Raw genomic sequence first — 22,023 nt, 5'->3', positions numbered from 1 at the left:
ATGGCGTTTGCGCCGGGGGTCCGCCCTGCATGTAGGCTGTCCACTCGTCCAAGGGTGCGTAGCTCAGGGGTAGAGCGCTGCTCTTACAAAGCAGATGTCGGCGGTTCGAAACCGTCCGCGCCCACCAGTCCAAAGGCCCCCAGTCGATCATGACTGGGGGCCTTTGACATCCACATCTGACATCAACGGGAACGATCGCCCCGCCGCCACTGGCTGCCTCCAGACGTCAGGTTGGAGGGCCTATTGGATGTCGGATGCCACATGGGTGCCACATCCCCGGCAGCAGGCCACGTGAACGGTCTAGTTCGGGTAGGGGGTCACCGCTGATGGGCGGGGGTCGGCAACGTCACAGAGCGGTTACGAGGGCTACACGCCGCGTAGGCGTCGGCGATCATGGCGCGATGCGTATTCACCACCTCGTCGCCGTCGTCACGGCGGGCGCCGTCCTCGTTCTCACTGCCTGCGAGCCGCAGGCCGCCGACGCCGGGAAGACCGCGGCTCCCGGGGCGCCGGCTCCGGCCGCGTCGTCGTCGAAGGCCGGCGGCGCGCCCGCCGCGAAGTCCGCGACGCTTCCCCACTTCGTCGGCAAGGGGCTCCAAGTCGCCCAGGACGAAGCGCAGGCTGCCGGGTTCTACGCCCTCACGTCGCATGACGCGCTCGGCCGCGACCGGCTCCAGGCCCTCGACCGGAACTGGAAGGTGTGCAGCCAGACTCCCGCCGCCGGCGCGGGCGTTGCCACCAGTACCACCATCGACTTCGGCGCGGTCAAGCTCGAAGAGACCTGTCCCGCCACCGACGCCCCCGCTCCGAAGCCCGCCGGTGACGCCATGCCGAACTTCGTCGGGCAGGGTATGAAGGCCGTACGCGGTGCCCTTCCCGCCAACGCGAGCATCACCGTGAAGGACGCGGTGCAGAGCCGCATGGTGCTCCAGGAGTCCAACTGGAAGGTGTGCAGCCAGGACCCGAAGCCCGGGACGGCACTCACCGGCCAGCCCGTGTCCTTCACGGTCGCCAAGACGGACGAGACCTGCCCCTGACACCGGCTCTCGCCGCCCGGGGCGGGCCTGGGGGATAGTGGGGGTATGTGCCGGAGTATCAAGACGTTGCGTCCGCCCGCCATCCCGGAGAAGGCCACCGACGAGGAGATGCACGCCGCGGCCCTTCAGTACGTGCGGAAGGTGTCCGGGTTCCGGGTGCCCGCCGCGCACAACCGGGAAGTGTTCGACGAGGCCGTCGAGGCCGTCGCCGAGGCGACGCGGTTGCTGTTGGACGGGTTGCAGGTGCGGGGAGCCGCCGCCAAGGTCTGAAGGTCAGTGGCCGGTGCGGCGGCGGATGGCCCAGGCGCCGGCGCCCAGGGCGGCCGCGACCAGGGAGCCGCCCACGGCGATCTGGCCGGGGCTCATCCCGCCGATGCTGCCGCCCATGCCACCGCGCGCCGCGCCGGGGTTGACCTGGAGCGAGACGGTGACGCGCTCGCCGGAGCCGCCGCACTCGAAGGTCACGCTGTGCGTGCCGGTACCGGCGTTGCGCAGGACGGTCGCGGTGCCGAGCAGGTTCGTGGCCTGCAGGTTGCCCGGGGTCAGCCGGACCTCGCCGAACGCCGTCGAGGCCGCCCTGCCGGTCTTGGTGCCGCAGCCGGTCAGGGTGAGGCTGAGCCGGCCGCCCGGGGCGACGGTGGTCGGCGACACGGTGGCGGAGGCCTTGGCGTACGCGAGGGTCGGGGCGACTGCGGGCAGGACTGCTGCGGCGAGGCTGGCGGCCGCGAGGGTCGCGAGGCGGTGCTTGGCGGGCATGTCGGCTCCTCGGGCTCCGGAAACGGCGCGGTGGCACGCCATGTTCTGGACGCTAGGAGCCCGGCCCCGGCCCGGCGATCGGGGCCGGGTGAACGGGTGAGAGAACTGGGCCGCCCGGGGGAGTCGCGCTCAGGCGGTCGCCGGCCGCGGGCGCCGCACGAGGTACGCCGCCAGGGCGCCCGCCGCGAACAGCGCGACCACCGAGACCGCCGTACCCAGCCAGGTCGCGCCCAGCCACTGTGTCCCGAAGTAGCCCAGCGCCACGCTGTAGCCCGCCCAGGCCATGCCCGCCAGGGCCGACCACGGCAGGAACTCCTTCACCTTGCGGTGCGTCTTGCCCGCGCCCAGCGACACCACGGACCGGCCCGCGGGAGCGAACCGCGCGATCACGACGAGGGCGCCACCGCCCCGGGCCAGCGCCGTACCGAGGCGTTCCTGGGCCCGCGTGAGCCGACGGGAGCGGGAGATGGCCCGGTCCAGGCGTTCACCACCGCGCCAGCCCACCCGGTACGCCGCCAGATCCCCCAGCACGGAGGCCGTCGAGGCGATCACCAGCAGCGCCAGGATGTCCGGCACCTGATCGGGCACCGGAGCCGGCGATCCGGCCGCTCCCGCCGCCGCCGCGGCGGCCGCCGCGGCGATCACCAGCACCCCGCTGGGCAGCACGGGCAGGAAGACATCGAGGACGACGGAAACGGCCACCACGGCGTAGATCCACGGGCTCGTGGTCAGCGACCCCACAGTCTCAAACAAAACGGGACTCCCCAGTCCTATTGACGTGCTTCGGCAGTGAAGCGCCGCGACGTCGCGGGGGAGCGGCAGGGGCGGCTTGACAGCCATACAGCGTACGCCGCGCCCTTCCCCGCCGTTCGCCCGGGGTGACCCGCGTGTCAGTCCGTTCCCGCGCCCGTCGGCCCGGTCAGCTCCCGGTCGACCACCGTCACCAGCCGCGCCGTCCCGCCCGAGCCGCGCGCCTGGTCCAGGCGCAGGCGGGCCGTGCGGCCCGCCAGGGCCAGGGTCATGACCTGGTTGCCGAACCACGGCCCGGACGTACGACGCCACGTCAGCGGCGGGCGGCCCGTGCGCCCGTGACGGCTGAGCATCCGGCCCAGCCACCGCCCGGTCGTCGACCAGCCCAGCCGGAAGCCGAGCTTCACCGCGGTGTGGATGGAGTTGTGCACGGGGGAGCACGTCAGCTGGAACACCCCGGCCGTCGTCGGTATTCGGGGCTCGGCCACATACGCGTGATGGACGTCCCCCGACAGCACGCACACCGTCGCCGGCGCCCGCGGGCCCGTGCCCACCTCCTCGATCAGGTCACTGAGCGCCGCGAACGACTGCGGGAACGCCGCCCAGTGCTCCAGATCACTGCGCCGCCGCAGGTCCTCCCCGATCCGCGCCCAGCGCGGCCCGCGCTCGCCGCGGCACAGCGCCGCGTTCCACCCTTCCGCGTCATGGATCAGGGGCGGCATCAGCCACGGCAGCGAGGAACCGATCAGCAGGTGGTCGTAACCGCCGTGGCCCTCCAGTGCGTTCTCGCGCAGCCACTGCTGCTCCGCCGGGTCGAGCATCGCCCGCCCGTCCTCGGCGAGCATCCGCGCCGCCCGGGTGTCCACCATCAGCAGCCGGGAGCTTCCGAAGTCGCGCCGGTAGCTCCAGCGCACCGAGGCCGGGTCGGCATCCGCCTCCGCCGCGAACGCGCGGAGCGCGTCCGTACCGTCCGGGGTCTCGCGCACCGCCGCGTACAGCTTGTCGGCCGCCAGCTCGGCGGGCGAGAGGTTGCCCAGGTGCTGGTACACCCAGTACGACATCAACCCGCTGACGACCCGCTCCTGCCACCACGGCGTGGCCCGCATCTCCGCCAGCCAGGCGGCGCTGGTGTTCCAGTCGTCCACCACGTCGTGGTCGTCGAAGATCTGCAGGCTGGGCACCGTGGACAGCAGCCAGCGGATCTCCGGGTCGAGCCAGGACTCGTAGTAGAGCCGGGTGTACTCCTCGTAGTCCGCGACCTGCGCCCCGGGCGGCTCCCGCAGGTCCCGGCGGGCCGCAAGCCACTGGCGGGTCTCCTGGGACAGCTGGTCGGCGTACACCTGGTCGCCCAGCAGCAGCAGGACGTCCGGCCGCTCGGCCTCCGGGTCGCCCGCCAGCCGGGAGGCGAGGGTGTCCAGGGCGTCCGGGCCGTGCGGACCGCGCCGCCCGGCGGGCGGCGCGGCCTGCCGGCACGAGCCGAAGGTGAGCCGCAGCTCGGGGCCGGACCGGGCGGTCGCGGGGGCCCCGGCCGTCCCCGGGGCCGTCCCGGTGGTGGTCCGGGAGGCGGTCCGGCCCCGGGAGACGGCCGGGGTGCTGATGGTGCTGGCGGGGAAGGCCCCGTCCGGCAGCGGCCAGACCCGGACGCCGTCGAGCAGCACCTCGTACGCGGTGGTGGTGCCCGGTGTCAGGCCGGTCACCGGCACCAGCGCGTAGTGGTGGCCCGCTATCTGGAACGTCCGCACGCTGCCGCCGGCGCCGTCGGCGCAGCGCACCTCGGCGGTGCACGGCCGGTCGGACTCGACCCACACGGTGGCCGAGTCCCCCCGGTCCCAGTCGACGTACCTGAGCAGTGGCCCCAGGCGCAGTCCGGCCATGTCTCTCCCCCTCCTAGGTGTCCCCAGGATCAAGGTACGGCGTGGAGGGCGGGCCTGGCCTCCCCCTGGCGGGGGAGAGATCATCGGCCTGCGATCAGCAGCCGCTCAGCGTGTTCACGAGGGCGCTCTTCTCGGCCGCGTCCATGCTCAGGCCCCAGTGCTGCTTCACGTGCACCCACATGCGCGCGTACGTGCAGCGGTAGGCGGAGCGCGAGGGCATCCACTCGGCCGGGTCGAGGTCGCCCTTGGCCTGGTTGACGTTGTCGGTGACGGCTATGAGCTGGGGGCGGGTGAGGTCGTTGGCGAACTGCTGGCGCTTGGAGGTGGTCCAGGAGCTGGCGCCCGAGCGCCAGGCCTCGGAGAGCGCGACCACGTGGTCGATGTCGAGGTCGGAGGCGGCGGTCCAGGTGGCGCCGTCGTACTCGGAGTACCAGCGGCCGCTGACGGAGGCGCAGGAGGAGTCGGTGACGACGTTCACGCCGTCGCGCTTGAGGACGGTCTCGCGGGTGTTGCAGCTGCCGGAGACGGTGCTCCAGTGCGGGAACAGGTCACGGCTGTAGCCGCTGGAGGAACCTTCCGTCTTGGGCGTGACCGTCGCCAGGTAGGCGCGGGCGGCCGAGGCGCTGATCGGGGTGGGCGGGGCGGCGTGGGCGGTCGGCGCGGTGACGAGGGAGGTCAGGGCGGCGAGGGTGGCAGTGGCGGCGAGCACACCGGCGCGACGCGCGTAGACGGCGGGCATGAGGGGCATGAGGGAGCTCCCTGGGTTGCGGGGGGTGTGGCCGTTCGGCCCCGGCGGGGCCCGGCCATGCTGGCGGCGCCGGGTGTCTCGGGGATGGGCGCCAGGTGACAGCTTTGCGACATGGGCACGTCACATCAAGACATGCAAGGAGCCCTACGCAAAAGGAAGTTCACATTCCGGGCGAGTGGCGTGGTCGGAACCGGGGCGCTCGGGACCAAGGGCCCATTCCGGGCGGTGGCGGTCGTCGCGTACTCTGTACGGAGCAGAAGGGGAGTAGCTCTTCGCCGGACCGTCGACATACTGCTGGGTCACCCAGCCGGCGCCCGGAGGCAGACCGCGATCAGCGGCCGGCCAGCGAGACCTTCGGCCGCAGTGTCCTGTCGACGTACGTTCACAGGGCGCCGCCGAGCCGAAGCGACCCCTGAAACACCTTTGGTCTCTCGGTCCCGGTGGCGCCCTGCCCGACCGATTGAGGTACCTCCTCCGTGATCAGCTTCACTATCCTCGCGATCGCCTTCGGCGTGGTGTTCCTGGCCGAACTGCCGGACAAGACGGCGCTCGCCGGCCTGATGCTCGGCACCCGTTATCGCGCCTCGTACGTCTTCGCCGGCGTCGCCGCCGCCTTCGCCGTGCACGTCGCCCTCGCCATCGCGGCGGGCAGCGTGCTCACGCTGCTGCCGCACCGGCTGGTGCAGGCCGTCGTGGGCGTGCTGTTCCTGGCGGGCGCGGTGATGCTGCTGATGAAGAACAATGACGAGGACGAGGAGATCAAGCCGCCGGCGGACCAGTCGTTCTGGAAGGTGTCGGGGGCCGGTTTCATGCTGATCCTGGTCGCCGAGTTCGGTGACCTGACGCAGATCATGACCGCCAACCTCGCGGCGCGCTACGACGACCCCGTCTCGGTCGGCCTCGGTGCGGTCCTCGCGCTGTGGGCGGTGGCGGGCATCGGCATCCTGGGCGGCCGCACGCTGATGAAGTACGTCCCGCTCCGCCTGATCACCAGGATCGCGGCGGCGGTCATGGCGGCGCTGGCGGCGTTCTCCCTGTACGAGGCGATCGCGGGCTGACCCCGACCCCGTGCTGCCGGCGGTACGCCGGGCCCGCGGGCCGTCGGGCCCGGGCCCGGCCGCCGGACGGCCCTACTGGGCGGTCGCGGGATGGAGGGTGAGACGGATGGTGTGCGTGGGGGTGGCCGTCGCGTGGACCGAGGTGAGGTCCGGGACGTGGTGGGTGGGGGCGTGGGCGGCGGCGCGGTGGCCCACGCCTATCACGCGCATCCCCGCCGCGTGGCCCGCGGCGATGCCCGCCGCCGAGTCCTCGAAGACGATGCAGTCGGCCGGGTCGACGCCCAGCGCGGCGGCGCCCTTGAGGAAGCCCTCGGGGTGCGGCTTGCTGGACCCGACGGACTCGGCCGTCACCCGGACCTCGGGCATCGGGAGGCCGGCGGCGGTCATGCGGGCCGTCGCGAGGGCCGCGTCGGCCGAGGTGACCAGGGCGTGGGGCAGGCCGCCCAGGGAGGCCATGAAGGCCGGGGCGCCCGGCACGGGAACCACGCCGTCGGTGTCCGCGGTCTCGCGGGCCAGCATCTCGGCGTTCTCGGCGTGGTTCAGCTCCATCGGCCGGTCCGGGAGCAGGATCGCCATGGTGGCGTAGCCCTGGCGGCCGTGGACGATCTTCATCGCCTCGTGCGGGTCCAGCCCGTGCCGCTGTGCCCACTCCCGCCAGCAGCGCTCGACCACCGCGTCCGAGTTGACGATGGTGCCGTCCATGTCCAGGAGCAGGGCCTTGGCGGTGAGGACGACGGGGGCGGTGGTGCTGGTGGCCGGCATCGGTGGGGCTCCAGAGCAACGGGAGAAAGAGAACAAGCGGTTCCGTCCACCGGTCAGGGAGTGTGGACGGAACCACTTTGTTCCTACACGATACAAAACCGAGGGTGGTCTACGCCAGTCCGGGTCGTCACCAGCCCCAGCCCCAGTCCTCCAGCGCCTGCCGGGTCGCCGGTCCGTACACCCCGCGCGGGTCCTCGGTGACGCCGTAGTCCTCCTGGAAATCGGCCACGGCATCCTCCGTGGAGTCGCCGTACCTGCCGTCGGTCCGGCCGTGGAAGTAGTCGAGCCGCTTCAGCTGCTGCTGGAGGTCCCTGACCTCCTGGCCCGAGTCGCCCTTGCGCAGGACGGGCGGTCCCTGTGGGGGCGCCGGGGCCGGTGGGGCGGCGCTCGCCGACGCGGTCGGGGGCGGTGACGACTTCGGGAGTGTGCTCACCGAGGCGGACGGCGACGCCGAACGCGACGGGCCGGCCGAGGCCGAGCGGGAGGCCGACGCCGAAGGGCTGGCGCTCCGGGCGGACGGCGTGGCCGTCGGACCCACCGGCTCCACGCTCACCGCGGGCCCGGACGGCGTCGGCTCCGGCAGCGCCCGGTCGGCCTCGCCGGAGTCCGAGAACAGCGTCAGCGCCGCGGCCGCAGCCCCGATCGCCACGACCGCGCCGGCCCCGGCGAGCAGCGGCAGGCCACGTCGGCCGCCACGTCGGCCGCCACCGCCACCGCGGCCACGGCCGTGGCCGCCGCCGTCGCGCCACCGGTCCTCGGCCGCGACCGGGCGCAGCAGCAACGTCTCGTCCGGCAGGTGTGGAGTGCCGGGCGAACCCGCAGGCGAACCCGCGGGCGAACCCGCGGGCGAACCCGCGTACCCCGCGGCACTCGCCGGCGGGGGCGCCGGTATGCCGTAGGCGGGCGTGTCGGGCTCCGCCGCCGCGGTGGGCATGCCCACGTACGGCCGGACGCGCAAGGAATCGAACCGCGCGCCCCCGGCGCACGCGCACGGCACGCCCTCGACATCGCAATCCGGACAGCGCTCAGCGCTCACTGCAACCCACCCTTCCCGGCAACTGCCAGCGATTATGCAGACCCGCGGGGACCGCCCCAACCGCCCGACAGGCCATAACCGGACACACCGCTCAGGATGGATGGGAGGAGATGTACACCTGCCCGGGAGGAGGAGTGCATGGCTCAGGCGTCCGCACGGGCCGTCGACCACGGACACGGCCCCCGCTCCGAGCACGCCTCACGCGACGTGCTCGTGTCGATCGGGGCCCTGCTGCTCGGCCTGCTGATCGCCGCACTCGACCAGACCATCGTCTCCACCGCCCTCCCGACGATCGTCAGCGACCTCGGCGGCATGGCGCATCTGTCCTGGGTGGTCACCGCCTACCTGCTGGCCTCGACCGCCGCCACCCCCCTGTGGGGCAAGCTCGGCGACCAGTACGGGCGCAAGAAGCTCTTCCAGCTGGCCATCGTCATCTTCCTCATCGGCTCCGCCCTGTGCGGCATCGCCCAGGACATGCCGCAGCTCATCGGCTTCCGCGCCCTCCAGGGCCTGGGCGGCGGCGGACTGATCGTGCTGTCCATGGCGATCGTCGGCGACATCGTCCCGCCCCGGGAACGCGGCAGGTACCAAGGGCTGTTCGGCGGCGTCTTCGGCGCCACCAGCGTGCTCGGCCCACTGCTCGGCGGACTGTTCGTGGACCACCTCTCCTGGCGCTGGGTCTTCTACATCAACCTCCCCATCGGTCTCGTCGCCCTCGCCGTCATCGCCGCCGCCCTGCACATCCCGGCGCGCTCCGAGCGGCACACCATCGACTACCTCGGCACCTTCCTGATCGCCTGCGTCGCCACCTGCCTCGTGCTCGTCGCCTCCCTCGGCGGCACCTGGGGCTGGGGCTCGGCCCGGATCGTGGGCCTGGCCGTGCTCGGCGCCGTGCTGATCGTCGTCTTCGTCCTCGTCGAACGGCGGGCCGCGGAACCCGTGCTGCCGCCGAAGCTGTTCCACATCCGCACCTTCACCCTCTGCTCGCTGATCAGCTTCGTCGTGGGCTTCGCCATGTTCGGCGCGATGGTCTACCTGCCGACCTTCCTCCAGGTCGTCCAGGGCGTCTCCCCGACCATGTCCGGCGTCCACATGCTGCCGATGGTGCTCGGCATGCTGATCGCCTCCACCGCCTCCGGCCAGATCGTCAGCCGAACCGGGCGCTGGAAGGTCTTCCCCATCGCCGGCACCGGCATCACCGCCCTCGGTCTGCTGCTCCTGCACCAGCTGCACCGCACCAGCTCCACCTGGGAGATGAGCGTCTACTTCTTCGTCTTCGGCACCGGACTCGGCCTGGTCATGCAGGTCCTGGTCCTCGTGGTGCAGAACGCCGTCAGCTACGCCGACCTGGGCGTCGCCACCTCCGGAGCCACCTTCTTCCGCTCCATCGGCGCCTCCTTCGGCGTCGCCATCTTCGGCACGGTCTTCACCCACCGCCTCGACGACCAGCTCACCACCGCCCTCGCCGGAGTCACGCTGCCGCCCGGCGCGAGCCCCGCCCAACTGGAGGCCGACCCGCGGGCCGTCGCCCTGCTCCCGCCCTCGCTGCGCCCCACCGTGCTCGACGCCTACTCCGTCGCCATCACCGACGTGTTCCTCTACGCTGTGCCCGTCGTCCTGGTCGCCTTCACCGTCGCCTGGTTCCTCAAGGAGGACAAGCTGCGCGGCTCGGTGACCGCGCCCGACGTGACGGAGACGCTCGCCTCCAACCCGGTCGAGCGCTCCTCCCGCGACGAGGTCGCCCGCGCCCTGTCCGTCCTGGGCACCCGGGAGGGCCGCAAGCACATCTACGAGAAGATCACCGCGAAGGCCGGCTACGACCTGCTGCCCGCCAGCAGCTGGATGCTGCTGCGCATCAACAAGTACGGATCGGTCGAGCCGTCCCTGCTCGCCGAGCGCACGGCCGTCCCGCTCAAGGTCATCACCGATGCCTCCCGTCAGGTCGAGGAGCGCGGCTACGCCGCCCGCGACGGCCTCGCGCTGACCCTCACCGACAACGGCAGGGCCGCCGCCGCACGGCTGTCCGCCGCCCGCGAGGAGTCGCTCGCCGAACTGCTCGGCGACTGGTGGGGCCCGGACCGGCCGACCGACCTCGTCCAGCTGGTCGCGGAGATCAACGCGGAGCTGTGCGGTTCCGCCAGTGAGGAGCCCTACGACACCCTGCCCCGCCGGGACCACGCGGCCCACTGACCGTCGGTCGCGCAGCCGGTCGGTCGCGCACGTCCGGTGGTCAGCCGGGTGGTCGGGCGGTCAGGAGCGGTCCGGGTCTGCCGGGCCAGCCGGGCCAGCCGGGCCAGCCGAACCGTCCGGACCGGCCGGGGTGGCCAGGCTCTTCTCGAACCAGTGCTGGGCGTACTCGCCGTCGTTGTACGCCGGTATCTCGCGGTACCCGTGCTTCGCGTACAACCCGCGCGCCTCCACCAGATCGGTCCGGGTGTCCAGCCGTATCCGCTCGGCGCCCAGCCCCCGCGCCGCCGCCTCCAGGGCGGCCAGCAGCGCCCCGCCGCCGCCCGTGCCGCGGGCGCGCGGGTCGACGTACACCCGGGTCAGCTCGGCCGTGAGCGGGTCGAGCAGCCGTACGCCGCCGCAGGACATCGGCGCGCCGTCGAGACGACCCACCACGAACTCGCCGGTCGGCGCCACCAGCTCCGTCCCGGGGTCCGACGCCAGGCCGTGGTCGACCTCGGCCTCCGTGGCGGGGCGTTTCCAGTACCGCCCGGCGAGCTCCGCGTAGTACGCGCGGCGCAGGGCCGTGGCGGCGGGGGAGGCCAACGGTTCGGGGACGACCGACCAGTTCACGGTCCGCGGCCCGTCGGTCTGCACGGTGGTCTTCATTTCGGTCATGGCGTCATTCTGCGACGGCCCCGGTCCGCCCCGCGTGGAATATCCACACCACCGGGCCGATGATAGGAAAAGGTTCGAATCGACCATGTGAGGGGTGTGAACGGCCATGTCGGAGCATCCGGACCGGGCCCTGATCCGCCGCGGCTACGAGGCCTTTGGCAAGGGCGACATGGACACGCTGGCCTCGATGATGACGGCCGACGTCATCCACCACGTCCCCGGCAACAACCAGTTCTCCGGGCACCACAAGGGACGGGAAGCCTGTCTCGACCTGTACCGCCGCTGGGCCGAGGAGACCATGAACACGATGCGCGTCGAGCTGCTCTCGGTGCTGGTGGACGGGCGGGGGCACGCGATGAGCCACCACGTCACGCGCGCCGACCGCGGCGACCGGGGCATCGAGATCGGCGGAGGCCTCTTCTTCACCATCGTCGGCGGCAAGATCACCGATATCGACCAGTGCACCGCCGACATCGAAGAGGAGGACACCTTCTGGGGCTGACCCGCCCGGGCTGATCGTCCCGCCCCCGCCGCCCGTCCCGGCCCCGCTCAGTCCTTCTTCGGAGCCGCCTGCTGCACGACCTCGAACGACCACAGCGTCGACCCCGAGGCCGCCGGCTTGGGACGCTCGCCCCCACCGGCCGCCGCCCCCTGGCCCGCGCCGGCCCCCGCGCCGCCACCCTGGTGCGCCGCCTTCATGGGCCCTTCCATCCACGCCTGGAACGCCGCCTCGTCACGCCACCGCGTGTACACGAGGTACTGGTCCGTGCCCTCCAGCGGCCGCAGCAGCTCGAACCACTCGAACCCGTCCGAAGCCTCCACGGAGCCCGCCCGCGCGGCGAACCGCTGCTCCAGAACCTCCCGCTGCTCGGCGGGAACGGTCAGTGCGTTGATCTTCACGATGCTCATGCCCGACATCCTAGGGATCCAGCGGGAGATATCGTCGTCCCGGGTAATGCAGCGCGGCAGCCAGGCGAAGTCGGGGTTGCGGTCAATGGAGCGACAGGGCGGGAGGCCGACGGGGCGTGGCGAACGCGGCGGAGCACAGCGGTGGGCACGGACATGCCGGTGTCATAGGCGGAGGTGGCAGGCTCGAAGCCGTACGCCTTCTGCTCTGGGCGCTGGCGGGCATCCTGGCCTTCAGACAGGCCGCCACGGTACTGCGCGTGCCGCCGGGTGAATGGCTGAGCGGATTCAGCCTCCCCGGCCTGCCCGGCGCGCTCTACGACACCGGCCAGTTCACCGGCACCCCCTTCGCCGGCCTGGTGATCAAGCCGCTGCTCGGCTTCGCCGACCAGTCGCTGGAGATCGCCTGGACCTGCGTCACCCTCCTCTTCGTCGCCGCCATCGGCCTGGTCGCCGCCCGCGCCCTGCCCGATCCCGTGCCGCGCCGCACCGCGCTGCTGGCCGCACCCGGCCTGGTCGCGCTGATGATGGTCTCGCTGCCGGTCCGCGAGGCGACCTCGCCGGGCCAGACGGCCGTCCTGCCGGTCCTGCTGATGCTGCTCGCCGTCTTCCGGGTGCCCGGCGAGCGCCCGGCCGGCTTCCTCGCCGGCCTGGCCGCCGCGCTCCAGCCCGCACTCCTGCTGTTCGGCGCGCTGATGTGGCTCTCCGGCCGCCGCGCCACCGCCCGCTCGGCGGCCGTCACCTTCGCCGGCGCCACCGTGCTCGCCTGGGCGGCGATGCCGCGCGACTCCTGGACGTACTGGGTCCACCACCTGGCCGGCACCGGCCTCGGCGGGGCCCCCGACGGCCTCGCCAACCAGTCCCTGCACGGCGCGCTGCTGCGGCTGGGCCTGTCCGGCCCCGCCGAGATCGTCCTGTACGCCGCCCTGGCCGCCGCCGTGGCCGTCCTCGGCCTGCGCCGCGCGGCCCGCTACGCCCGTGACGGCCAGCTGCTCCTCGCGGTCGCCGTCACCGGCTGCGTGGCCGTCGCCGTCACGCCCACCGGCTGGCGCCACCAGCTGCTGTGGGTGCTGCTCGCGGTGGCCGGAAAGGTCGGCCGGCGCGCCGCAGACCGGCCGGTGTGGCCGGTTGCCGTGGTCCTGGTCATGACACTGCCCAGCGACGTCCTGCTGCCGAACCTGGCCGTGCTGGCGCCCGTACGCGACAACGTGCTGCTGCTCGCGGCCCTCGCCGCCGCCTGCGCCGTGCCCTTCCTGCCCCGCAGCTCGCCGCACTGGCGCGAACCCGTCCCCACCGCGTACGGCCGCCCCGCCGCCGCCCGTTGGTCGCGGATCCCGCTGATGCCGGTGTGGCGGCGCGTGCTCAGCCGTCCCAACCTGCTGCTGGAACTGCTGCTGATACGGGTCGGCTACTCCCTCTACTCCCACATCCGCGCGGCGGCTCCCAACAGCCGCGCGGTGGCCGAGGGCAACGGCAGCCAGATCCTGTCCGTCGAGCGCGCCCTCGGTATCGACATCGAACACGCCGTGAACCACGCGGTCGTCGGCATCGGCTGGCTGGAGGGGTTCTTCAACTTCTACTACACGTCGTTCCACTTCGTGATCCCGCTGGCCATCCTCGCGGTCCTGTACTGGCGCCGCCCCGGCGACTACCGCTGGGCCCGTGCCTCGCTGGGCCTGGCCACCGTGCTCGCGCTCATAGGGTTCTGGCTCTACCCGCTCGCGCCCCCGCGCCTCATGCCCGGTCTCGGCTTCATCGACACCGTGCACGGACCGCAGGATCTGGCCAATCCGCAGTACGGCGCGATGACCGCCATCTCCAACCAGTACGCCGCGATGCCCTCGCTGCACTTCGGCTGGTCGCTGTGGTGCGGCATCGTCATCGTCGTCCTGGCGCCGAAGGCGTGGCAGAAGCTGCTCGGCGTGCTGCACCCGCTGATCACGGTGTGCGCGATCGTCGCGACCGCCAACCACTGGGTGCTCGACGCGGTCGGCGGCGCCGCGGTCGTGGCGGCGGGCTTCGGCCTCGTGTACGTCCTGTCCGGGCCCCGGGGCCTCGACGTACGCCTGCCGGCGCAGCGCAGGGACGAGGCCCCACCGGTGCCCGCCCCGGACCGTCGCGTCCTGTCATGATCCGCCCGCCCCGGGCGGTCCGCCACCCGGGGCACCCGGCTTCCCGCGCCGCGCCGCGGGCGTGCGCCTCTCACGAAGCGCCGCGGGCGTGCGCTCCCCGCGACACACCGCGGGCGTGCGCCTCTCGCGACGCGCCGCGGGCGTGCGCCGGCGGACGGCAGGGACCGGGGCGTGGGAGGAAGCGGCCCCTGCCGTCCTGGGCAGTCCCCGCGGCCGGTGAAGGTCCGGGGGCTCCCCACGGTCAGCCGTGGCTGACCTGGAGTTCCTTGATGCCGTTGAGCCAGGCCGCGCGCAGCCGCCGCGGCGCGTCGCCCGTCAGCCGCAGGTCGGGCAGGGAGTCGGCGAGCGCGTTGAAGATCAGGTCGATCTCCAGGATGGCCAGGGACTTGCCCAGGCAGAAGTGCGGGCCGCCGCCGCCGAACCCGAGGTGCGGGTTCGGGTCGCGGGTGATGTCGAAGCGGTCGGGGTCGGTGAACACCTCGGGGTCGTGGTTGGCCGAGGAGTAGAACAGCCCTACCCGGTCGCCCTTCTTGATCTTCTGGCCGCCGAGTTCCAGGTCCTGGGTGGCGGTGCGCTGGAAGGACACCACCGGGGTCGCCCAGCGCACGATCTCCTCGGCCGCCGTCGCCGGACGGGTGGCCTTGTAGAGCTCCCACTGCTCGGGGAAGGACAGGAAGGCGTGCATGCCGTGGCTGATGGCGTTGCGCGTGGTCTCGTTGCCCGCGACCGCCAGCAGCAGCACGAAGAAGCCGAACTCGTCCGAGCCGAGGTTGCCCTGCCCCTCGGCCGCCACCAGCTGCGTGACGATGTCCTTGGCGGGGCATTCCTTGCGCTCGGCGGAGAGGTTCATCGCGTACCCGATGAGCTCCATCGCCGCCTCGGCGCCGACCTCCTCCGTGATCGCGTACTCCGGGTCGTCGTACGCGATCATCTTGTTGGACCAGTCGAAGATCTTGGCGCGGTCCTTCTGCGGTACGCCGATCAGCTCGGCGATGGCCTGCAGCGGCAGTTCGCACGCGATCCGCGTGACGAAGTCGAACGAGCCGTCCCTGGAGGCCGCCTTGGCCTCCTCGACGATCGCGTGCGCCCGGCTGCGCAGGGCCGCCTCCAGGCCTCGGATGGCGCGCGGCGTGAAGCCGCGCTGCACGATCTGGCGGACGCGGGTGTGCTCCGGCGGATCCATGTTCAGCATGATCAGGCGCTGGGCATCTATCTGTTCGCGCTGGATGTGCTCGTTGAACCGGATGATGGCCGTGTTGGTGGTGGAGGAGAAGAGCTCCGGGTGCGTGGAGACGTACTTGACGTCCGCGTGCCGGGTGACGGCCCAGTAGCCCTCGTCGTCGAAGCCGGTGACGCCGCGCCGCTGCGGGCACCACCACACCGGGGCGGTCTGCCGCAGCTGGGCGAACTCGGGGAAGGGGACGCGGGTCTGGAGGAGGTCGGGGTCCGTGGCGTCGAAGCCTTCGGGCAGCGCGGGGCAGGGCATCGGCAACTCCAAGGTCTGACGGCCCATCAGAAGTTGGCTCGAAGGTAGTAACGAGTTCTAGAAGTAACAAGGGCCGCGGCGCCAACTGTTGCGTGTGGAATCCGTGCAGAAGCCCACGGGCCGTGTGCAAGACCCTTGCGTGGCGGGCCCGTAGGTCATAAGACTGCGGGGAGAACTAGAACGCGTACTAGTTCGGGCGGGGCGCCGGGACGGCCCGCCCGCCACGGGTGCGCGGACGCGCGGACGCGCTTATGGCGCGGATGCGTGGTGGTGCGCACGCGCGGACGTGCGGACGTTGTGTTGATGCGCAGGAGAGGACGAGCTCATGGCCGCGGAACCCGTCATCGTCGAAGCCGTACGCACCCCCATCGGAAAGCGCGGCGGCGCGCTCGCCAACCTCCATCCCGCCTACCTGCTGGGCGAGACCTACCGCGAGCTGCTCGCCCGTACGGCGATCCAGCCCGATTGCGTCGAGCAGATCGTCGGCGGCACGGTCACCCACGCCGGCGAGCAGTCGATGAACCCCGCCCGCAACGCCTGGCTCGCCATGGGCCTGCCCTACGAGACCGCGGCCACCACCGTGGACTGCCAGTGCGGCTCCTCCCAGCAGGCCAACCACATGGTGGCCAACATGATCTCCGGCGGCGTCATGGACATCGGCATCGCCTGCGGCGTCGAGGCCATGAGCCGGGTCCCGCTGGGCTCCGGGTCCAAGCACGGGCCGGGCAAGCCCTTCCCGGACGAGTGGAACGTCGACCTGCCCAACCAGTTCGAGGCCGCCGAGCGCATCGCCCGCAACCGGGGCCTGACCCGCGAGGACGTGGACCGGCTCGGTGTGCTCTCCCAGGAACGGGCGGGCGTGGCCTGGGCGGAGGAGCGCTTCAAGCGCGAGACCTTCGCCGTCCAGGTGCCGACCACCGAGGAGGAGCAGGCGGCCGGACAGGGGATGTGGCGGCTGGTCGACCGCGACGAGGGGCTGCGCGACACCAGCATGGAGGGGCTGGCCCGGCTCAAGCCGGTCATGCCGACGGCCGTGCACACCGCCGGGAACTCCTCCCAGATCTCGGACGGCGCGGCCGCCGTGATGTGGGCCTCGCGCAAGATGGCCCGGGCGCTGAAGCTGAAGCCGCGCGCCCGGATCGTCGCCCAGACGCTGGTGGGCGCCGACCCGCACTACCACCTCGACGGGCCGATCGACGCGACCCGGGCGGTGCTGGGCAAGGCGGGCATGTCGCTGAAGGACATCGACCTGGTCGAGATCAACGAGGCCTTCGCCTCGGTGGTGCTCAGCTGGGCCAAGGTCTTCGACCAGGACCTGGAAAAGGTCAACGTCAACGGCGGATCGATCGCGCTCGGGCACCCGGTCGGGGCCACCGGAGCCCGGCTGATCACCACGGCGCTGCACGAGCTGGAGCGGCGCGACAAGGAGTTCGCGCTGATCACGATGTGCGCGGGTGGGGCGCTGGCGACGGGGACGATCATCCAGCGGCTGTAGCGGCGCGGCGGCGTACGGCGTACCACGCGTGACGTGCGGTGCGCCGGGCGCGGCGTACGGCGTACCGGGCGCGACGTGTGGCGTACCACGCGTGACGCATGGCGTACCGGGCGCGACGCACGGTGTGCCGCGCGCGGCGTACCGCGTACCGCGCCGTCGTGGGCACGGCGTACGGGGCGCCGGACAGGGACCCTGTGGGATGGGAAGCAGAAGGCCCCGGTGGCCGGACCTGGGGAGGCCGGCCGCCGGGGCCTTTGCGCGTCTGTGTGTCCACCGGCTTAGTACCAGTGGTTGGCCTGCCAGAAGTTCCAGGCCTTGACCGGGCTGCCGTAGCGCTCGTTCATGTAGTCCAGGCCCCACTTGATCTGGGTGGCCGGGTTGGTCTTCCAGTCCGCGCCCGCGGAGGCCATCTTCGAGGCCGGCAGGGCCTGGACCAGGCCGTAGGCGCCGGAGGAGGCGTTGGTGGCCTTGTGGTTCCAGCCGCTCTCGTGCGTGACGATCTTGTCGAACGCCGCGTACTGGGCCGGGTCCTTGATCATCTGCTGGGCGATCGCCTTGGCGCTCGACGGGGCGGCCTGCGCGGGAACCGCGGCCAGCATGGAACCGGCGGCGGCGAGGCCGACAACGGTGCCCGCGAGAGTCTTCTTGGAGGCGGCGATGCGGCGGATGACGGAGATGGACAACGGAAGACCTTCCGTAGGGGACAGGGCGGTCGCCGCATGCCGAAGACATGCGTGAGCCACTCACGCGAGGGAGAGGGGTTCGTCCGGCGGGGGGCGGTGCGCCCCGGCCGCCTTGGCGACAACACCAGTTAGCCAGGCCGCCGAAGCCCTGGCAACGCCCCCCTCCTGCTACGGACGGTCGTAGCCGGGGTGGTCGGCGGGGAGTCGGGGGAGCGGGGGTTCGCGCGGGTGGGGGCCGGTGCGAGGGGGGTGGCGGTCGGGCGCGGCGGGCTACTAGCCGGGGTCGTATGTGACGCAGGTCCTGTGGGCCGCCTCACCGGCGAGGGCCCCGAATGTCGCATTCTGTAGCCGTCTGTACCTGTTGTTGGTGTGTGACCTGGGCCACTTCGACCCCTGAATCGAAGGCCACGGGGGCGTCGAACGCCGCTTTCCGAGTCGCCCGGCGCAGCGCCTTCAGCAGCGTGGCGCCCAGCGTCAGGGTCAGGACGACGGTCAGGGCCGCCCGGCCGAGGTCCCAGCCGAGGGAGGTGGCCGCGCAGTACGCGAGGAAGCGGGCGAGGTTCGCGGGCACCGGGTCACCGGGGTGGAAGGAGATCCCCTGCCCCATGCCCTGCAGGGTCACCCAGCCCTGCAGGTTCATGATCGTGCCGTACGCGAAGGACCCCACGAAGCCGTACGCCGCGAGCAGCGCGAGCTCGGCCCGGCCCCGGATGCGCCGCGCCCCGGGCAGCAGCCCGGCACCCAGCGCGAACCAGCCCATCGCCAGCATCTGGAACGGCATCCAGGGCCCCACCCCGCCGGTGAGCAGCGCGGACGCGAACATCGTGACGGCGCCGAGCACGAAGCCGAAGCCGGGGCCGAGGACGCGGCCGCTGAGCACCATGAGGAAGAACATCGGCTCCAGGCCGGCGGTACCGGCGCCCAGCGGCCGCAGCGCCGCGCCGACGGCGGCGAGCACGCCGAGCATGGCGACGGACTTGGCGTCCATGTTGCCGTCGTCGGAGAGCGTGGCGACCACGACGGCGACGAGGAGGGGGAGCAGGGCGGCGAACAGCCAGGGGGCGTCCTGGGAGTGCGACAGGCCGGACTGGCTGTGGGCGAGGAGGGGCCAGCCGAAGGCGGCGATGCCGATGAGGGTGACGAGGATCAGGGCGGTGGCGGCGCGGGGGCCGATGCGGATGGGGCGGGTGCGGCTGCTCGTGGTCATGGTCATGGTCATGCTCCCGGGTCCGGGTCCGGGGCCTGGACCTGAGCTGGGGCCGGGGCTTGGGTCGGGGCCTGGGGCTCGGTTGCCGCGAGGGCCTGGGAGACCTGGGTGACCGTGAGCCACGGGTCCGGGGCCAGGATCTTCGCCACCTGCGGGGCGAACGCGGGGGAGGACACCACGACCTCGGCGGTCGGGCCGTCCGCGACGATCTCGCCACCGGCCAGGATCACCACGCGGTGGGCGAGCTCGGCGGCGAGCTCCACATCGTGCGTGGCCAGCACGATGGCGTGGCCGTCGGCCGCGAGCGCGCGCAGGATCTCGATCAGGCGCGCCTTGGCGGCGTAGTCCAGGCCGCGGGTCGGCTCGTCGAGCAGCAGCAGGGCCGGGCGGCCGGTCAGGACGAGGGCGAGCGCGAGCGCGAGGCGCTGCCCTTCGGAGAGGTCGCGGGGGTGGGTGTCGTCGGACACGTCGGGGAGGAGCGACGTGACCAGTTCCCGGCAGGTGCCGGGGGCCGCGCCGGCGTCCTGGTCCGCGGCGGCGCACTCGGCGGCGACGGTGTCGGCGTAGAGGAGGTCGCGCGGGTCCTGGGGTACGAGGCCCACCCGGCGGACCATCTCGGCGGGCGTGGTGCGGTGCGGGACCTTGCCGCCGACGGTGAGGGTGCCGGTGGCGGGTTCGAGCATGCCGGTGAGGGTGGCGAGGAGGGTCGACTTTCCCGCGCCGTTGCGGCCCATGAGGGCGATGGTTTCGCCGGGGGCGACGGTGAGGTCGATGGCGTGCAGGACCTCGGTGCGGGCGCGGCGGACGCTGAGGCGGGTCGCTTCCGCGACGGCGGCCGGGCTGGCCGGGGGCGGGGCGGGGGTTGCGGTGGTCGTCGCGGCCGGGGCCGAGGTCGTGGCGGGGGCCGCGGTCGGGGTCGGGGTCGGGGCCGGGGCCGGGCGGCGGAGCCAAGGGAGACGGGGGCGGGGGCGGGGGCCGCTGCGCGGGGCTTCTTCCCCACCCCGCCCCTTCCCGTACCCGGGGCTCCGCCCCGGGCCCCGCGCCTCAATCGCCGGCGAGGCTGGGGTGGGGGCCGGCGGGGCTGGGGAGGTGGCCGGTGCGGCCGGGGTGGGGTGCGGTGGGGTGGGCGGGTGTGGCTGGGTGGGGGGCTGAGGTGTGTCGGGGCTCCGCCCCGGGCCCCGCGCGTCGAGCGCCGACGGGGCTGGGGAGGACGGGTTGGGGTGGAGGTGGGTGCGGAGGGGGGTGGCGCGGCGGCGGGCGTCGCGGATGGAGAGGGGGAGCGGGTGCCAGCCGGCCAGGCGGCCCAGGGCCACCACGGGGGGATGGACCGGGGAGACGGACATGATGTCGGACGGGGTGCCCAGCACGGGCGCGGCGCCCGGGGCGGGCAGCAGGAGGACCCGGTCCGCGTACTGGATCACGCGTTCCAGGCGGTGCTCCGCCATCAGGACCGTCGTCCCCAGGTCGTGCACCAGGCGCTGGAGCACGGCGAGGACCTCCTCCGCGGCCGCCGGGTCCAGCGCGGAGGTGGGCTCGTCCAGCACCAGGACCTTCGGGTGCGGGGTGAGGACCGAACCGATCGCCACCCGCTGCTGCTGTCCGCCGGAGAGGGTGGCGATGGGGCGGTCACGGAGTTCGTTCAGGCCGAGCAGGTCCAGGGTCTCCTCGACCCGCCGTCGCATCACCGCGGGCGGCAGCCCCAGGGACTCCATGCCGTAGGCCAGCTCGTCCTCGACCACGTCCGTCACGAAGTGCGCCCGCGGGTCCTGGCCCACCGTGCCCACGACGTCCGCCAGCTCCCGCGGCCGGTGCGTCCGCGTGTCGCGCCCCGCTACCGTCACGCGACCGCGCAGCGTCCCGCCGGTGAAGTGCGGGACGAGCCCCGAGACCGCGCCCAGCAGGGTGGACTTGCCCACGCCGGACGGCCCGACGAGGAGCGTCAGCTCCCCTTCTGGGACAGTCAGGTCCGCGCCGCGCAGCGTGGGTTCCGGCGTGCCCTCGTAGGTGACGGACACCTGCTCGAAGCGGATCACTTACGACGCCTCCTTGGGCGTGGGAGGTACGGGGGCCACGAACGCCGGGAGGAGGCCGAGGAGGACGGCGGCGGCCGGCCAGAGGGGGAGGGCGGGGGCGACGAGGGGGATGACGCCGGGCCGCAGGCCCTCGGGGGCGACCGTGCCGGCGTAGATCATCAGCGCGGCGACGGCCGCGCCGGACCCGGCGACCAGCCAGGCGCGGGCGTCCCAGCGGTCGGGCCGGTACCGGGTACGGACGCTGCGCCGGCCGCCCAGGCGCAGGCCGGCGAGGGCGAGGGCGAGGCCGATGAGGACGAGCGGCAGGCCGTACGAGGCGCCTTCGGCGGCGAGGAGCCCGTACGTACCGGCGCACATGCCGAGCAGACCGCCGACCGTGAGGACGTTGGTGGTGTGCCGGACGGCGGGCGGGACCTGGGCGGTGCGGCCGTAGCCGCGGGCGTCCATGGAGGCGGCGACGGCGACGGAGCGTTCGAGGGCGCCCTCCAGGACGGGGAGGCCGATCTGGAGGATCGCCCGGATGCCGCCGGTGGGCCGGCCGCGGAGGCGGCGGGCGGTACGGAGGCGTACGACGTCCGCGACCATGTTCGGCGCGAAGGTCATGGCCACGACGACGGCGACCCCGGCCTCGTAGAGCGCGGCCGGGAGGGATTTGAGGAGGCGGGCGGGGTTGGCGAGGGCGTTCGCGGCGCCGACGCAGATGAGGAGGGTGGCGAGCTTGGCGCCGTCGTAGAAGGCGAAGACGAGCTGCTCGGCGGTGACCCGGCCGCCGAGGCGGATGCCCTGGGCCCAGGCGGGGAGGGGGACCTCGGGGAGGGTGAGGAGGGTGTGGGTGCCGGGGAGGGGGGAACCGAGGAGAGCGGAGAAGAGGAGCCGAAGGGCGATGACGACGAGGCCGAGCTTGATGAAGGCGCCGTAGGAGCGGGCCCAGGGGGCGTCGGTGCGGCGCGCGGCGACGACGTAGCCGGCGACGCCGACGATCAGGCCGAGGAGGAGGGGGTTGGTGGTCCGGGAGGCGGCCGTGGCCAGCCCGAGGGCCCAGAGCCACCAGGCGCCGGCGTGCAGGGCGGTGCGGCGGGTGGCGGTGGGTGCGGGGACCCACGGTGTACGGCGGTTCCGGGGTCCGGCCACCGTCCGGCTCCGGGCGGGCCGGGGTGCGGTCGCCGTCCGGGTCCGGGCCGGCTGGGGGTCGCGCTCGGGCCTGCGGGCGGCCGGG

Annotated in this window: 20 protein-coding genes and 1 tRNA gene; 8 read left to right on the top strand and 13 right to left on the bottom strand. The window is 73.1% G+C overall.

The features are described from left to right. Nucleotides 1-52: 52 nt before the first annotated feature. The 3 genes from ACZ6KO_RS10660 (at nucleotide 53) to ACZ6KO_RS10650 (ending at nucleotide 1,307) form a co-directional block, all read left to right on the top strand. Nucleotides 53-127 (top strand) — tRNA-Val (locus tag ACZ6KO_RS10660). 274 nt (nucleotides 128-401) lie between these two features. Further along, entirely contained in the window at nucleotides 402-1,037 is a 636-nt protein-coding gene (locus ACZ6KO_RS10655) for a PASTA domain-containing protein (protein ID WP_469302745.1), read from the top strand. Between the two features lie 45 nt (nucleotides 1,038-1,082). Then, nucleotides 1,083-1,307: a DUF2277 domain-containing protein gene (locus ACZ6KO_RS10650; RefSeq protein ID WP_401448868.1), complete on the top strand. Its 225-nt coding sequence runs from the start codon at nucleotides 1,083-1,085 to the stop codon at nucleotides 1,305-1,307. Between the two features lie 3 nt (nucleotides 1,308-1,310). On the opposite strand, the gene ACZ6KO_RS10645 is transcribed toward ACZ6KO_RS10650, so the two are convergent. The 4 genes from ACZ6KO_RS10645 to ACZ6KO_RS10630 form a co-directional block, all read right to left on the bottom strand. Beyond that, nucleotides 1,311-1,793 carry a hypothetical protein gene (locus tag ACZ6KO_RS10645; protein WP_469302743.1) on the bottom strand — a complete coding sequence of 161 codons (483 nt, stop codon included), beginning with the start codon at nucleotides 1,791-1,793 and terminating at the stop codon, nucleotides 1,311-1,313. A 129-nt stretch (nucleotides 1,794-1,922) separates the two neighbouring features. Beyond that, nucleotides 1,923-2,546, bottom strand: coding sequence for a DedA family protein (locus ACZ6KO_RS10640; RefSeq protein WP_469302741.1), 624 nt, complete (start codon nucleotides 2,544-2,546; stop codon nucleotides 1,923-1,925). A gap of 137 nt (nucleotides 2,547-2,683) precedes the next feature. Beyond that, complete coding sequence (locus ACZ6KO_RS10635; RefSeq protein WP_469302739.1) at nucleotides 2,684-4,417, bottom strand: alkaline phosphatase D family protein; 1,734 nt, start codon at nucleotides 4,415-4,417, stop codon at nucleotides 2,684-2,686. Between the two features lie 94 nt (nucleotides 4,418-4,511). Continuing rightward, nucleotides 4,512-5,156: an HNH endonuclease family protein gene (locus ACZ6KO_RS10630; RefSeq protein ID WP_469303851.1), complete on the bottom strand. Its 645-nt coding sequence runs from the start codon at nucleotides 5,154-5,156 to the stop codon at nucleotides 4,512-4,514. A 485-nt stretch (nucleotides 5,157-5,641) separates the two neighbouring features. On the opposite strand from ACZ6KO_RS10630, the gene ACZ6KO_RS10625 reads away from it, so the two are divergent. After that, nucleotides 5,642-6,223 carry a TMEM165/GDT1 family protein gene (locus tag ACZ6KO_RS10625; protein WP_469302737.1) on the top strand — a complete coding sequence of 194 codons (582 nt, stop codon included), beginning with the start codon at nucleotides 5,642-5,644 and terminating at the stop codon, nucleotides 6,221-6,223. 72 nt (nucleotides 6,224-6,295) lie between these two features. Here ACZ6KO_RS10625 and ACZ6KO_RS10620 read toward each other — a convergent pair whose 3' ends face one another. Both ACZ6KO_RS10620 and ACZ6KO_RS10615 read right to left on the bottom strand, forming a co-directional pair. Continuing rightward, nucleotides 6,296-6,985: an HAD-IA family hydrolase gene (locus ACZ6KO_RS10620; protein WP_469302735.1), complete on the bottom strand. Its 690-nt coding sequence runs from the start codon at nucleotides 6,983-6,985 to the stop codon at nucleotides 6,296-6,298. A gap of 127 nt (nucleotides 6,986-7,112) precedes the next feature. Then, complete coding sequence (locus tag ACZ6KO_RS10615; RefSeq protein WP_469302732.1) at nucleotides 7,113-7,919, bottom strand: peptidoglycan-binding domain-containing protein; 807 nt, start codon at nucleotides 7,917-7,919, stop codon at nucleotides 7,113-7,115. Nucleotides 7,920-8,159: 240 nt separating this feature from the next. On the opposite strand from ACZ6KO_RS10615, the gene ACZ6KO_RS10610 reads away from it, so the two are divergent. Further along, on the top strand, nucleotides 8,160-10,211 hold the full coding sequence (locus tag ACZ6KO_RS10610; protein WP_469302729.1) for an MDR family MFS transporter: 2,052 nt from the start codon (nucleotides 8,160-8,162) through the stop codon (nucleotides 10,209-10,211). A gap of 60 nt (nucleotides 10,212-10,271) precedes the next feature. Here ACZ6KO_RS10610 and ACZ6KO_RS10605 read toward each other — a convergent pair whose 3' ends face one another. Beyond that, on the bottom strand, nucleotides 10,272-10,865 hold the full coding sequence (locus ACZ6KO_RS10605) for a GNAT family N-acetyltransferase (protein ID WP_469302727.1): 594 nt from the start codon (nucleotides 10,863-10,865) through the stop codon (nucleotides 10,272-10,274). 106 nt (nucleotides 10,866-10,971) lie between these two features. Here ACZ6KO_RS10605 and ACZ6KO_RS10600 point away from each other — a divergent pair, with 106 nt between their 5' ends. Beyond that, nucleotides 10,972-11,367, top strand: coding sequence for a nuclear transport factor 2 family protein (locus tag ACZ6KO_RS10600; RefSeq protein WP_469302725.1), 396 nt, complete (start codon nucleotides 10,972-10,974; stop codon nucleotides 11,365-11,367). 47 nt (nucleotides 11,368-11,414) lie between these two features. Here the strand turns inward: ACZ6KO_RS10600 and ACZ6KO_RS10595 are convergent, their stop codons facing one another. Next, the gene (locus ACZ6KO_RS10595; RefSeq protein WP_469302723.1) at nucleotides 11,415-11,774 is read right to left on the bottom strand and encodes an antibiotic biosynthesis monooxygenase family protein; all 360 of its coding nucleotides are present in this window, start codon (nucleotides 11,772-11,774) and stop codon (nucleotides 11,415-11,417) included. Nucleotides 11,775-11,890: 116 nt separating this feature from the next. Between ACZ6KO_RS10595 and ACZ6KO_RS10590 the strand changes: the two genes are divergently transcribed. Next, nucleotides 11,891-13,903 (top strand): bifunctional glycosyltransferase 87/phosphatase PAP2 family protein, encoded by a 2,013-nt coding sequence (locus ACZ6KO_RS10590; RefSeq protein WP_469302720.1) that lies wholly within the window; start codon nucleotides 11,891-11,893, stop codon nucleotides 13,901-13,903. A gap of 241 nt (nucleotides 13,904-14,144) precedes the next feature. On the opposite strand, the gene ACZ6KO_RS10585 is transcribed toward ACZ6KO_RS10590, so the two are convergent. Continuing rightward, complete coding sequence (locus ACZ6KO_RS10585) at nucleotides 14,145-15,389, bottom strand: cytochrome P450 (RefSeq protein ID WP_469302718.1); 1,245 nt, start codon at nucleotides 15,387-15,389, stop codon at nucleotides 14,145-14,147. A gap of 325 nt (nucleotides 15,390-15,714) precedes the next feature. On the opposite strand from ACZ6KO_RS10585, the gene ACZ6KO_RS10580 reads away from it, so the two are divergent. Beyond that, nucleotides 15,715-16,884, top strand: coding sequence for a steroid 3-ketoacyl-CoA thiolase (locus tag ACZ6KO_RS10580; RefSeq protein WP_469302715.1), 1,170 nt, complete (start codon nucleotides 15,715-15,717; stop codon nucleotides 16,882-16,884). Nucleotides 16,885-17,162: 278 nt separating this feature from the next. On the opposite strand, the gene ACZ6KO_RS10575 is transcribed toward ACZ6KO_RS10580, so the two are convergent. The 4 genes from ACZ6KO_RS10575 to ACZ6KO_RS10560 all read right to left on the bottom strand — a co-directional run bounded on the left by ACZ6KO_RS10575 (nucleotide 17,163) and on the right by ACZ6KO_RS10560 (nucleotide 21,938). Further along, a complete protein-coding gene (locus ACZ6KO_RS10575; protein ID WP_469302713.1) occupies nucleotides 17,163-17,567 on the bottom strand; it encodes an aggregation-promoting factor C-terminal-like domain-containing protein in 405 nt (134 codons plus the stop codon). 313 nt (nucleotides 17,568-17,880) lie between these two features. Beyond that, nucleotides 17,881-18,780: an ECF transporter S component gene (locus ACZ6KO_RS10570; protein ID WP_469302710.1), complete on the bottom strand. Its 900-nt coding sequence runs from the start codon at nucleotides 18,778-18,780 to the stop codon at nucleotides 17,881-17,883. A gap of 2 nt (nucleotides 18,781-18,782) precedes the next feature. After that, nucleotides 18,783-20,807 carry an ABC transporter ATP-binding protein gene (locus ACZ6KO_RS10565; RefSeq protein WP_469302708.1) on the bottom strand — a complete coding sequence of 675 codons (2,025 nt, stop codon included), beginning with the start codon at nucleotides 20,805-20,807 and terminating at the stop codon, nucleotides 18,783-18,785. Beyond that, on the bottom strand, nucleotides 20,808-21,938 hold the full coding sequence (locus tag ACZ6KO_RS10560; protein ID WP_469303849.1) for an energy-coupling factor transporter transmembrane component T: 1,131 nt from the start codon (nucleotides 21,936-21,938) through the stop codon (nucleotides 20,808-20,810). Between the last annotated feature and the right edge of the window lie 85 nt (nucleotides 21,939-22,023).

Source organism: Streptomyces sp. NPDC042102 (genome assembly GCF_055582305.1).
The sequence above is the reverse complement of the archived record's forward strand: the minus strand, read 5'-3'. Positions and strand labels throughout refer to the sequence as shown.